This is a genomic window from Leifsonia sp. 466MF, assembly GCF_900100265.1.
Classification (GTDB): Bacteria; Actinomycetota; Actinomycetes; order Actinomycetales; family Microbacteriaceae; genus Leifsonia.
On record NZ_LT629696.1, the window covers coordinates 1,398,020 to 1,410,756 of the forward strand.

Consider the following 12,737-nt stretch of genomic DNA (forward strand, 5'->3'; position numbering starts at 1 on the left):
TTCGTCGTGACGCGGCAGCAGCTCTCCCTCACCGCCCTGGCGCGCGCCGGGTTCGTGGGGCTGAGTTCGGTCCGTGACGCGCTGGACGAGCTCGCCGACCTCACCGGGCTGACTCCCGAGACGCTGATCTCGGCGCTGTCCGCTGCGGCCGATCCCGACACCGCGCTGGCCTCAGCGCTGCGGCTGCTGCGGCAGGCGCCGGAACAGGCGACGGCGGCTCTCCGCACCGAGGAGGACGCCCGCCGGGTGTTCCGCGTGATCGGGGCGTCGGAGGGCGCGGCCGAGTTCTTCCTCCGCCAGCCGGCCGAAGTGGATGCCCTCGCCGCGCCGATCGCCGAGCTCCCGTCGGCCGACGAACTGCGAGAAGACCTTCTCGCCGTCGTCGGAGCGGTCGACGGTGTGGCCGCCGACGGCGACGAGAGCGCGTGGACGCGCCTCCGCATCCGCTACCGCCGCCGCCTCGTCCAGGTGGCGAGCTTCGACCTGGAGCAGGCCGACCCCGTCGGCGGGTTCGATGCGGTCGCCGCGACGCTCTCCGACCTCGCCGCGGCGGCGCTCGAGGCCTCGCTGGCCGTGGCACGGCGGATGGCCATCGGCACTGGTCCCGGCCGCTTCCCGGAGGAGCAGGTGCGCGCGACACGGTTCGCCGTCATCGGGATGGGCAAGGCGGGCGCCCGCGAACTGAACTACGTCAGCGACGTCGACGTCATCTTCGTCACCGAGGGCGACGACGCGGCCGGACTGGAGCCAGGCCGCGCGGTCGACATCGCCACCCGTCTCGCGATGCTGACGATGCGCGGCATCCACGAGCCGGCCATCGAGCCGGGGCTGTGGGAGGTCGACCCCAATCTGCGGCCGGAGGGCAAGGACGGCGCGCTCGTCCGCACTCTCGACTCGCACATCGCCTACTACGACCGGTGGGCGAAGGGATGGGAGTTCCAGGCCCTGCTCAAGGCACGTCCGCTCGCGGGCGACCCCGGGCTCGGCGAGCGGTACGTCGCGGCCCTCGCGCCGAAGGTGTGGAGCAGCGCCTCCCGCGAGAACTTCGTGGAGTCGGTGCAGCGGATGCGCGAGCGCGTCACCGACCACATCCCGGACGACGAGGTCCACTACCAGCTGAAGCTCGGCCCGGGCGGGCTGCGCGATGTCGAGTTCACGGTCCAGTTGCTGCAGCTCGTCCACGGCCAGACCGACGACGCGGTGCGGCAGCGCGACACGCTCTCCGCGCTGGCAGCCCTCGCCGAGCAGGGCTACGTCGGGCGTGAGGAGGCGGCGACCTTCTCGCGCGACTACCGGTCGCTCCGCCTGATGGAGCACCGCCTGCAGCTGCGACGGCTGAGCCGCACCCACCTGATGCCGCGCGACGAGGCGGATGTGCGCATCCTCGCACGCGCCACCGGTCTGGCTCCCAGCGCCGATGGGCTCCTCGTGCAGTGGAACGAGATCAAGCACCGCGTGCGCGGGCTGCACGAGCGGCTCTTCTACCGCCCGCTGCTCAGCGCGGTCGCGGCGACACCCGCCGACGACGCGCGGCTCGGCGGGGGAGCGGGGCTCACCAGCGAGCAGGCGGAGGCACGTCTCGCCGCGATCGGGTTCCGCGACCCGCGCGGGGCGCTCTCGCACATCGGCGCGCTCACCTCCGGCGTCTCACGCCGGGCGGCGATCCAGCGGCACCTCCTCCCGGTGATGCTGCAGTGGTTCGCGAGTGGTCCGGATCCCGACTACGGTCTCCTCACCTTCCGGCGACTCAGCGAAGAGCTGGGCAGCACGCACTGGTACCTGCGGATGCTGCGCGACTCCACGGGGGCGGCCGAAGGCCTCACGCGTGTGCTGTCCGGCTCCCGGTTCGCCGGCGAGCTGCTGGGGCGCATCCCCGAGTCCGTCGCGTGGCTCGAAGACGAAGACGAGCTGCGGCCCCGCCCGGCGGCGCTGCTGCGGGAGGAGACGGCCGCGATCCTCGCCCGGCACGAGTCGGTCGACACGGCCGCCGCGGCGCTGCGGGCGGTGCGTCGACGGGAGATCCTGCGGCTCGCGTTCTCCGGCATCCTCGGCTTCGCCACGATCGAGGAGCTGGCGCACGGGCTCACCGACGTCACCGAGAACATCATCTCGGGTGTGCTGGAGGCCATCCGGCTCGCTCGAGGGGATGCGGACCAGCTGGAGTTCGCCGTCATCGGCATGGGGCGGTTCGGCGGTCGCGAGCTCGGCTTCGGTTCCGATGCCGACGTGATGTACGTGTTCCGGCCGCTGGCGGCGGAACAGGAGGCCGCGAACCGGAGCGCGCTGGCGATCGTGTCGGAGCTGAACCGGCTCACCGAGGACAACCGGCTCCCGCTCGACCTCGACATCGGCCTGCGCCCGGAGGGGAAGAACGGGCCGCCGGCGCGCTCGCTCGACTCCTACCGTGCCTACTATCAGCGCTGGTCGCTCACCTGGGAGGCGCAGGCGCTCCTGCGCGCCCGCGGGATTGCGGGGGATGCCGGCCTGCTCGCTGACTTCACCGAACTCGCCGACGAGGTGCGCTATCCGCAGAGCATCGGCGAGCAGGAGATCCGCGAGGTGAAGCGCATCAAGGCGCGCGTCGAGAACGAGCGCTTGCCGCAGGGCGCCGACCCGTCCCGCCATCTCAAGCTCGGGCGCGGTTCGCTGAGCGACGTCGAGTGGTTCGTCCAGCTGATCCAGCTGCAGCACGCCGCCGAGGTGCCCGCGCTGCGGACCACATCCACTCTGGATGCGTTGGCTGCGGCGGCTGAACACGGGTTCGTCTCCGCCGAGGACGCCGCGCGGCTGCGTGACGCGTGGGTGTTCGCATCCCGGACCCGATCGGCGATGACCCTGTGGGCGGACAAGACCGCCGATGTGCTGCCGTCCGACCGCGTCGCCCTCGACGGCGTCGCCCGCCTGATGGAGTACCCGCCCGGCTCCGCCTCCCGCCTCGAGGAGGACTACCTCGCGGTGACGCGCCGCGCCCGTCAGGTCTTCGAGCGCGCCTTCTACGGCCTCCCGCAGCGCCCCGCCCCCACCGCCTGACGCGCCCGCGCCCCTTCCCCCCACCGTCGAGTCCGCAAACTTTGCACAGTTTCGGGGCGCCAAGCGTGCAAAGTTTGCGGACTCGACGGTGGGACGGTGGGACGGTAGGGCGACGGCGCGGCGGGCGCGGAGGGGTCAGGCGTCGCGGAGGCGGGCGGCTTTGGCGAGCAGGACGTCGCGCTCGCGTTCGTTCGCGGTGAGGCCCGCCGCCGCGGTCAGCTCGGAGGCCGCCTCCTCGGTGCGCCCGAGGCGCGCCAGCAGTTCGCCGCGGACGCTCGGCAGCAAGTGCGACCCCGGGAGGGCGCCGCGTGCGGCGAGCTCGTCGGCGATCCGCAGCGCGTTGGCCGGACCGGTCGCCATCGACACCGCCGCGGCCCGGTTCAACTCCACCACCGGGCTCGGGGCTATCCGGCCGAGCGCTTCGTAGAGGATGACGATGCGGTCCCAATCGGTGTCGTCGGCGCTCGGCGCGACCGCGTGGCATTCGGCGATGGCGGCCTGCAGCGCGTACGGCCCGCGCCCGCGGCCCAGCTCGTCCGCCCGGGCGAGCGCCGCCCGTCCACGGAGGATCTGCGCGCGGTCCCATCGCGTCCGGTCCTGCTCGGTCAGCAGCACCGGGGTCCCGTCCGGCCGGGTCCGCGCCGGGAAGCGGGCGGCCTGCAACTCCATGAGAGCGACGAGCGCATGCGCCTCGGGCTCCCGGGGCAGCAGCGCGGCGACCATGCGTCCCAGCCGCAGCGCCTCGTTCGCGAGGTCGGCCCGCATCCACTCGCGTCCCGCCGTCGCCGCGTAGCCTTCCGTGAAGATCAGGTAGACGACGCTGAGCACGCCGGCGAGCCGTTGCTTCCACTCGGCCGGCTCGGGGGAGGCGAAGGGGATGCGCGCGGCGGCGATGGTCTTCTTCGCCCGGACAATCCGCTGCTGCACCGTGGCGACCGGCACGAAGTACATCCGGGCGATCTCCGCCGTGCTGAGCCCGGCCACCACGCGCAGGGTGAGCGCGACCTGGCCTTCCCTCGACAGAGCAGGATGGCACGCGGTGAACACGAGCCGGAGCACGTCGTCATCGATCGGCTCCCAGGAGTCTTCGCCCGCCTCCTCCAGTGTCGCCGCGATCGCCCGGTACCGGTCGTCGAGCCGTTCGCGCCGCCGCCACTGGTCGATCGCGCGGCGCTTCGCCACGGCGACGAGCCAGCCGCCCGGGTTCTCGGGCACGCCATCCCGGGGCCATTGGTTCAGCGCCTCGACGAGCGCCTCCTGCGCGAGATCCTCGGCCAGGCCGACGTCGCCGGTCACCTTCGCGAGCGTCGCGACGACGCGCGCTCCGTCGATGCGCCAGACGGCGTCGACCCGTGCCGGGATCCCGCTCATCTTCTGCTGCTTTCCGCTCTGCTCAGGCCTTGTCGGCGGCCGCGCGCCACTCGGCCTCCTTCCGGATGTACTCGTTGTCGGCGAAGGCGGCGAAGTCGCTCTCGTCGGTGACGCGGCGCACCTCCAGCTTCGAGCCGGGGCCGAGCGGGCATCGGCTGGCCCACTCCGCTGCCTCCTCCTTCGAGCCGACCTCGAGGATCCAGAAGCCGTTGAACAGTTCGTGGGTCTCGCCGTAGGGGCCGTCTGTGATCGCCGGGGGCGTCGACGAGAAGTCCACGACGAATCCCGTCTCGGCGACATCATCCGCGAGGCCGTCGCCCGACAGCAGGACGCCGGCGGAGATCAGCTGCTCGTTGTACTTGCCCATCTGGGTGATGACCTCGTTGAAGTCCATCTCCTGGTAGGCCTGCTTCGCGGCGTCGTCCGAGCGCATGATCAGCATGTACTTCATGGGGTGTCTCCCTCAGATCCGGGGTGCTTCGGTCGCACCCTCCTACCATCGTGTCGAACGGCGGTGCGAAAGGTCGACAGGGCGGTGGAAAATCTTCGGGATGCCGACCTCAGACCGGCTGCGCGACCTTACCCCGGGCGTCGTCGCCGCTGTCGCTGGACTCCGGCTCACCGCCGTCCACCGTCGCATCGGTGTCGCCGGCCTCTGTGGCGTGCGCCTCATCCTCATCGGTGAACGGCACGCCAGAGCGCGGCGCGTTGTACAGCTCGAGGTCCAGGATGCCCTCCCGCTTGGCGACGATCGTCGGCACCAGCGCCTGGCCGGCCACGTTGACCGCCGTCCGGCCCATGTCGAGGATCGCGTCCACCGCGAGCAGCAGGCCGACACCGTCGAGGGGCAGGCCGAGCGTCGAGAGCGTGAGCGTGAGCATGACGATCGCGCCGGTCGTCCCGGCGGTCGCCGCCGATCCGACGACCGACACCACGATGATGAGCAGGTACTGCAGGAAGTTGAGCTGGATGCCGTAGAACTGGGCGACGAAGATCGCGGCGATGGCCGGGTAGATCGCGGCGCAGCCGTCCATCTTGGTCGTCGCCCCCAACGGCGCGGCGAATGACGCGTATCCGCTCGGCACGCCCAGGTTGCGCTCGACGACGCGCTGCGTGAGCGGGAGCGTCCCGATCGAGGACCGGCTCACGAAGCCCAGCTGCACCGCCGGCCACACGCCCGAGAAGTACTGGCGGATCGAGAGACCGTTGCTGCGGACGATGATCGGGTACACAACGAACAGCACGATCGCGAGGCCGAGGTAGATCGCGAACACGAACCAGGCGAGCGATCCGATGGTCGTCCATCCGTAGGTCGCGACAGCGTTGCCGATGAGGGCGAACGTGCCGAGCGGGGCCAGCCGGATGATCCACCAGAGCACACGCTGGACGATCTTCAGCGCCGAATCGGTGAAGGTGAGGAACGGCTCCGCCTTCCTGCCCACCTTCAGGGCGGCGATGCCGATGGCCGCAGCGACCACGATCACCTGCAGCACGTTGAAGCTGACGGCGGAGGTGGCAGTGGCCACGCCATCCACCACATCCACATGGGTGTTGACCTGAGCGCCGACGAAGTTCGCCGGCACCAGGCCGAGCAGGAAGTTCCACCACGTCGCGGTGACACCGGGATCGGCGGCGGCGAGTTCCCCGTGCGACGCCCGGCTGCCCGGCTGGATGACGACGCCCAGTGCGATGCCGATGCTCACCGCGATGAACGCGGTGATCGCGAACCACAGCAGCGTCCGCCCGGCGAGGCGCGCGGCGTTCGAGACGCGGCGCAGGTTGCCGATGCTGGAGACGATCGCGAGGAAGATGAGCGGGATCACCGCGGCCTTCAGCAGAGAGACGTACGACTGCCCGATCGTGTTGAGGGTCGCAGTGAGCCCGTTGGGCTGCCCGCCCGGTTCGCCGAGCTGGCGTGCGATCAGGCCGGCGACGACGCCGAGCACGAGCGCAGCGGTGACCTGGACGCCGAAGGAGCGAAGCCAGCGGGGGCCGCGCCGGGTCCGTGGCGCAGGGGAGGAAAGCGAAGTGGAAGTCATGCTTCCACGCTAGGAGCGGGGGAGGTGGACTCCCAGTTCTACGGCAACATACCGAAACACACGAAAGGGCCGCACCCGTGATCGGATGCGGCCCTTCGCGTGAGAACGTGCGGATCAGACCCCGTAGTACAGCTCGTACTCGAACGGGTGCGGACGCTGCGCGAGCGGCTTGATCTCCTTCTCGCGCTTGTACTCGATCCAGGTCTCGATGAGCTCCGGGGTGAACACGCCGCCCGCGGTGAGGAAGTCGTGGTCGGCCTCGAGCGCGTCGAGCGCCTCGCCGAGCGACGCCGGCACCTGCGGGATGTTTCGCGCCTCCTCCGGGGGAAGCTCGTAGAGGTCCTTGTCGACCGGCTCGTGCGGCTCGATGCGGTTCTTGATGCCGTCGAGGCCCGCCATCAGCTGCGCGGCGAACGCGAGGTACGGGTTGCCGGACGCGTCGGGGGCGCGGAACTCGATGCGCTTCGCCTTGGGGTTGGAGCCCGTGATCGGGATGCGGATCGACGCCGAGCGGTTGCCGGCCGAGTAGACCAGGTTGACCGGGGCCTCGAAGCCGGGGACCAGGCGGTGGAACGAGTTCACCGTCGGGTTCGTGAACGCCAGGACGGCCGGGGCGTGCTTCAGCAGGCCGCCGATGTACCAGCGCGCGATGTCGGAGAGTCCGCCGTAGCCGGCCTCGTCGTAGAACAGCGGCTTGCCGTCGTTCCACAGCGACTGGTGGGTGTGCATGCCCGAGCCGTTGTCGCCGAACAGCGGCTTCGGCATGAACGTGGCCGTCTTGCCCCACTCGTTGGCGGTGTTCTTGACGATGTACTTGAACTTGAGGATGTCGTCCGCCGCGTGGACCATCGTGTCGAAGCGGTAGTTGATCTCCGCCTGGCCGCCGGTGCCCACCTCGTGGTGTGCGCGCTCCAGGATGAGGCCGGCGTCGATCAGCTTCAGCGAGATGTCGTCGCGCAGGTCGGCCTGCTTGTCGACGGGGCTCACCGGGAAGTAGCCGCCCTTGTACGGGGTCTTGTTGGCGAGGTTGCCGCCCTCTTCGACGCGGCCCGAGTTCCAGGCGCCCTCTTCGGAGTCGACGGAGTAGAAGCTGGAGTTCTGCTTCACCTCGTAGCGGACGTCGTCGAAGATGTAGAACTCCGCCTCGGGGGCGAAGTACGCGGTGTCGGCGATTCCGGTGGAGGCGAGGTACTTCTCGGCCTTCTTGGCGACCTGGCGCGGGTCCTTCGAGTAGATCTCACCGTTGCGCGGGTTGTAGATGTCGAACACCATGATCAGCGTGCGCTCGGCACGGAACGGGTCGATGTAGGCCGTCGACACGTCCGGGATCAGCTGCATGTCGGACTCGTGGATCGACGCGAAGCCGCGGATCGAGGAGCCGTCGAAGAGCTGACCGACGGAGAAGAACTCCTCATCGACCGTCGAGGCGGGGATGTTGAAGTGCTGCTGCACACCGGGAAGGTCGGTGAAGCGGATATCAAGGAACTTGACGTCGGTGTCCTTGATGAACTTGAGCACCTCAGACGAATCACGGAACATACGGACGACTCCCAATGGCTTTGCGGGTGACCGGACTGCGCGTGCAGCCCACGTCAACGCTAAGGGGAGGCCGTTTCCCGGGGGTGACGCAAATGTTTCCGGCATGTTACGGGTACCCGGGCAGGGGATGCGCGATCGCGGTCGGCAGGGCTCAGGATGCGCCGGGGAGCTCTCGATAGACTCGGCGGGTGCCGCAGAATCCCGCCAACCGCCCCGACGACATCGCCCCCAGTCGTTACCCGGGGGAGCGCCTCGGACTGCCCGAGGCCGGTCCGCGGTCCGTCGGACGGGTGGGACGGCGGATCGCGGCAATCGCCATCGACTGGGCCATCGCATCCCTGCTGTCGTTCGCGTTCTTCCGTTACGACTCGTGGGCGACGATCTCGATCTTCGCCGTGCTGCAGATCGTGTTCATCCCGACTCTCGGGGGCAGTGTCGGCCACAGGGCGCTCGGGATGCGCGTCGTCGCCGTGCGCGGCGGCTGGGTCGGGGTGTGGCGCCCGATCGTCCGGACGCTGCTCCTCTGCATCGTGATCCCGGCGCTGGTCTGGGACTCCGACCAGCGCGGCTTCCACGACAAGATCGCTGGCACCGTCCTCATACGCGCCTGACGCGGTTCCCACCCGCCGCCGAGTACGCAAAAACTGCACGGTTTCCGGGTGGAATCCGTGCAGCTTTTGTGTACTCGACGGCGGGCGGAGCGGCCCGACGGCGGGGGAGTGCGAGGGTCAGCGCGCGCGCTGGGCGCGCACCTTCATGGGGTCGATGCCCTTCGGGATCGGCATCTGGTTCTCCATCGACTGGAGGCGGTTGCTGATCGCGAGCACCTCGGCCTTGGTGAGGGTCGGCTTGATCTTGGCGAGCGTGCGCGGCACCTTGTGCAGCGGCACGGAGTCGGCGTCCGGCCCGACGCTGATGACGGTGACCGGAACGTTCGGGAGCACGCGGTTCACCTTGCGGCGCTCCTCGTCGATCATGCGCTTGGTGCGGGTCACCGGGCCCTCGCTGATGAGCACGACGCCGCCGCGGCCGGTCGCCCGGTACACCGCATCCTGCGTCTTGCCGTTGACGGCGACCGGCATCTCAGAGCCGCGCCAGCTGCGCTTCAGCGACGAGCGGAGCACAGCGCCGACGGCGCCTGGCTGTCCCTCGATCTGCGAGTACGCGGCACGCTCGGCACGACGACCGAGGATGATCAGCGCGATCAGGACGCCGGCGAGCACACCCGCGAGGATCCACAGCACCATCGTGAAGATGTTGCCGCCGGAGAGGAACACGGCGAGCAGGATGCCGAGGATGATCGGCAGGACAGCCCCGAGGACGATGTACAGCACCGCACGGTTGTCGTACCGGCGGGTCATCTGGAACACCTGCCACATCTGCTTCAGACGGCCGGGCTCCTTGGTGGACTTGTCCTTTGCCATAGCTCCAAGGATACCGGCTCGGCGGCGTTCCAGATGACCCGTTCGCTGCGGGGAGAGGGCTCTCAGGAGACGGCCTGTGCGAAGCCGAGCGTCGCGTCGGCCAGGTGCCTCAGCTCGTCCGGCACCGGCCGTCCTTTCGCCTGCATGGATTGCGCCCACAGCCGTCCCGCTCGGTACGACGAGCGCACCAGCGGCCCCGCCAGGACGCCGAGGAATCCGATCTCCTCCGCCTCCTGCTTGAGCTCGACGAACTCGTCGGGATGCACCCACCGCGCCACCGGCAGATGGCGCGGGCTCGGCCGCAGGTACTGCGTGATCGTGATGATGTCGGTTCCCGCGTCATGGAGGTCGCGCAGGGCTGTGCTGATCTCGTGGCGCTCCTCGCCCATCCCGAGGATGAGGTTGGACTTCGTGATCAGCCCGGCGGACCGGCCCTGTGTCAGCACGTCCAGCGAGCGATCGTAGCGGAACGCGGGCCGGATGCGCTTGAAGATGCGCGGGACCGTCTCCACATTGTGGGCGAACACCTCCGGGCGGGCGGAGAACACCTCGCCGAGGTGGTCGGGGTTGCCGGAGAAGTCGGGCACGAGGATCTCGACCCCGGTGCCCGGCGACTGGCGGTGGATCTCGCGGATCGTCTCCGCGTACAGCCACGAGCCCTCGTCCTCCAGGTCGTCGCGCGCAACGCCCGTCACGGTCGCGTAACGGAGGCCCATGCGCTGCACGGACTCTCCGACGCGACGCGGTTCATCGCGGTCGAACTCCGCCGGCTTGCCGGTGTCGATCTGGCAGAAGTCGCAACGGCGCGTGCACTGCGAGCCGCCGATGAGGAAGGTCGCCTCCCGGTCCTCCCAGCACTCGTAGATGTTGGGACAGCCGGCCTCCTGGCAGACCGTGTGCAGCTCCTCGGACTTCACCAGGCTCTGCAGCTGCCGGTACTCCGGCCCCATCTTCGCCTTGGTCTTGATCCACTCGGGCTTCCGCTCGATCGGCGTCTGGGCGTTGCGGACCTCGAGGCGCAGCATCCGGCGCCCCTCGGGTACGGCGCTCACGCGACGGCCTCCGCAGCGGTGAACTCCAGGTCGAAGGCGTCTATGACGAGCGGCGCGACGTCCTGCGGTGTCACGGTGCGGCCGAGGATCCGGGAGATCGTGGTCACCCCGGCGTCGCGGATGCCGCAGGCGACGATGCGGTCGTAGGCGTCGAGGCTGTTGGAGCAGTTGAGCGCGAACCCGTGCATGGTGACACCCTCGGCGACGCGGATGCCGATGGCGGCGATCTTCTCGTCCCTGGTGGCTCCGGGGTTGTGCTCGGGTCGCATCCACACGCCGGAGCGGCCCTCGATCTGCACCCCGGTCACGCCGACGCGCGCGAGCACGTCGATGAGCACCCGTTCGAGCGCGCGGACGTAGCCGACGACGTCGATGGGGTCGTGGAGGCGGAGGATCGGGTACCCCACGAGCTGACCCGGCCCGTGCCAGGTGATCTTGCCTCCCCGGTCGACGTCGACGACGGGGGTGCCGTCGTCGGGACGTTCGTCCGGTGAGGTCCTTTTGCCCGCGGTGTACACCGGCGGGTGCTCGAGGAGGATGACGGTATCGGGCGCCCGGCCTGCGACGACGGCGGCGTGCAGGGCACGCTGCTGTTGAAGGGCCTCGAGATACGGCACGGAGTTGGCGCTTAGCCCCGTGACGTCATACGTGGTCACGGGGCCAGTCTATGCGCGGGGCGCGTTCGGTGTTCACAGGCGGACGAGTGGATGCGTTATGCACAGATCCGCGGACGGGCGACCGCGGCGTCCGGCGGTGGGATGGGATCGATGTGTGACTTCCTCTCCCGTCTCCCTTCGTTCAGCATCCATCCGGCCCTCGGCTTCCGCGCGTTCCGCCGACCGCGCCCCGGCCGAGGCCGAGCTCTTGCGTGCGGCCCGGACGATCGCCGCCGCCGAAGGGTGGGAGGTGGATGCGCCGACCTGTCAGGTGCGCGGCGAGCCGCCGCACGAGATCCGGGTGGCGGCATCCGGTGGGCGGCTCCCGGGGCGGCGTCTCTTGCGGGTGCGGGAGCGTGCTCCCGGGGTGGCCGCCGACAGTGCCGACATCGACGCGCGCGTTGCGGCGGTCAGCGAGCATGTGGTCGGTGTGGTGGCACAGCTTCCGGACCGGCGCGTGCGGGGGAGAGAGGTGGATGCTGTGCTCCTGGACTTCCCGGAGCACGGAGACCTCGACGGCCTGCTCGCACGGAGGGGCGGCGTGCGTTCGGGCGAGGCGGCGACCATCCTGCTCGGGGTCGCTGCCGGGCTGGCCGCCTTGCACTCCTCCGGCTGGGCCGGACCGGGACTGACCGGTTCGGGGATCGTATTCCTCGGCGACGGCTGTCCGGCCCTCGACGCGCTCGACGACGTGGGGCCGTGGACCGCCGACGCCGCCGTGACGGACGCCGAGCGCTTCTACGCCCTGGCTCGGACGATCTGCCTGAAGGTGGTGGACGGATTCGGGATGCGGCTGTTGGCCGCTGTGGAAGCCGGGCTCCGTCGCGGGCGCTGGCCGGCCGTCGCGGACTCCGTCCTGCGCGTGGTAGCGCCGGAATCTGTGGGGCTGGAACCGTCCACGCTCGACGACGTCGAGCCCGTTGAGCGTCGGATATCTTCGAGTCGCGTCGGGCGGGCCGCCGTGCTGGTGAGCCGGGCGATGGACCTGCTCGACGGTCGACCGGGTCGTGCTCTCGGTGAACGGATCCGGACGACGCTGCGGCGGAGGCCCGCGTTGGTTGCGGCTGCGGCGGTGCCCGTGGTGGCGGCGCTCGCGTTCGTCGCGCTATCGCCGGCACCCGGCTCATCGCCGCACACGGCGGCGACGCCGATGCCGACTCCGTCGCCGTTCGGCCGGACGGCTACGCCGACTGCGACGGCGACGCCGACGCCGACGCCTTCGTCGTCCGCGGTGGCGCCTGCGGCTGCTGTCGCAGAGGCTGCGGTCGGGGCGGGCGAGGCCGCCGGCGGCTCGGCGACGGAGGATCCGGTGGATGCGGCCCGTGCCGTGCTCGACGCTCGGCATTCGTGCTTCACGGCGCGCCCGGCGTTTTCCGACTGCCTGACGGGCGTCCTCGACGAGGGCTCGCCCGTGGTCGCGGAAGAGACGGCTGCGTTGGGTGCGGAGGGTGCCGCCGCGAAGCGCGACTTCAGCGGCGCGACGCTGTCGCTGGTCGAACGGTGGGGCGGTGCCGCCCTCGTCAGCGCCGCCCCGGACTCCACCCGCACCCCGAAAAGCGAACCGGCCTCGCTCCTGCTGGTGAGGATCGAGGCCGGTTGGCGGCTACGGGCGGTGTACCCGTGAGC

10 protein-coding genes are annotated in these 12,737 nt (G+C 70.3%); 3 read left to right on the forward strand and 7 right to left on the reverse strand.

Annotated elements, in window-relative coordinates; all coding sequences use genetic code 11:
* Positions 1-6: 6 nt before the first annotated feature.
* Positions 7-3,030: a bifunctional [glutamine synthetase] adenylyltransferase/[glutamine synthetase]-adenylyl-L-tyrosine phosphorylase gene (locus tag BLR91_RS06655; RefSeq protein WP_089876238.1), complete on the forward strand. Its 3,024-nt coding sequence runs from the start codon at positions 7-9 to the stop codon at positions 3,028-3,030.
* 135 nt (positions 3,031-3,165) lie between these two features.
* On the opposite strand, the gene BLR91_RS06660 is transcribed toward BLR91_RS06655, so the two are convergent.
* The 4 genes from BLR91_RS06660 to glnA form a co-directional block, all read right to left on the reverse strand.
* Positions 3,166-4,401 (reverse strand): RNA polymerase sigma factor, encoded by a 1,236-nt coding sequence (locus tag BLR91_RS06660; protein ID WP_089876236.1) that lies wholly within the window; start codon positions 4,399-4,401, stop codon positions 3,166-3,168.
* Positions 4,402-4,423: 22 nt separating this feature from the next.
* Entirely contained in the window at positions 4,424-4,852 is a 429-nt protein-coding gene (locus tag BLR91_RS06665) for a YciI family protein (protein WP_089876234.1), read from the reverse strand.
* 109 nt (positions 4,853-4,961) lie between these two features.
* Positions 4,962-6,440 carry a dicarboxylate/amino acid:cation symporter gene (locus tag BLR91_RS06670; RefSeq protein ID WP_231918838.1) on the reverse strand — a complete coding sequence of 493 codons (1,479 nt, stop codon included), beginning with the start codon at positions 6,438-6,440 and terminating at the stop codon, positions 4,962-4,964.
* A 114-nt stretch (positions 6,441-6,554) separates the two neighbouring features.
* Positions 6,555-7,979 (reverse strand): type I glutamate--ammonia ligase, encoded by a 1,425-nt coding sequence (gene glnA, locus BLR91_RS06675; protein ID WP_018191311.1) that lies wholly within the window; start codon positions 7,977-7,979, stop codon positions 6,555-6,557.
* A gap of 188 nt (positions 7,980-8,167) precedes the next feature.
* Between glnA and BLR91_RS06680 the strand changes: the two genes are divergently transcribed.
* Positions 8,168-8,590: an RDD family protein gene (locus BLR91_RS06680; RefSeq protein ID WP_089876229.1), complete on the forward strand. Its 423-nt coding sequence runs from the start codon at positions 8,168-8,170 to the stop codon at positions 8,588-8,590.
* A 117-nt stretch (positions 8,591-8,707) separates the two neighbouring features.
* On the opposite strand, the gene BLR91_RS06685 is transcribed toward BLR91_RS06680, so the two are convergent.
* From BLR91_RS06685 to lipB, 3 genes are all read right to left on the reverse strand, one after another.
* Complete coding sequence (locus tag BLR91_RS06685) at positions 8,708-9,403, reverse strand: DUF4191 domain-containing protein (protein WP_020077407.1); 696 nt, start codon at positions 9,401-9,403, stop codon at positions 8,708-8,710.
* Positions 9,404-9,465: 62 nt separating this feature from the next.
* Complete coding sequence (lipA, locus tag BLR91_RS06690; RefSeq protein ID WP_026307205.1) at positions 9,466-10,455, reverse strand: lipoyl synthase; 990 nt, start codon at positions 10,453-10,455, stop codon at positions 9,466-9,468.
* Positions 10,452-11,111 carry a lipoyl(octanoyl) transferase LipB gene (gene lipB, locus BLR91_RS06695; RefSeq protein ID WP_089876227.1) on the reverse strand — a complete coding sequence of 220 codons (660 nt, stop codon included), beginning with the start codon at positions 11,109-11,111 and terminating at the stop codon, positions 10,452-10,454. The genes lipA and lipB overlap by 4 nt, the downstream gene beginning before the upstream one ends.
* 115 nt (positions 11,112-11,226) lie before the next feature.
* Here lipB and BLR91_RS19980 point away from each other — a divergent pair, with 115 nt between their 5' ends.
* Positions 11,227-12,735 (forward strand): hypothetical protein, encoded by a 1,509-nt coding sequence (locus BLR91_RS19980; protein ID WP_157694654.1) that lies wholly within the window; start codon positions 11,227-11,229, stop codon positions 12,733-12,735.
* Positions 12,736-12,737: the final 2 nt, after the last annotated feature.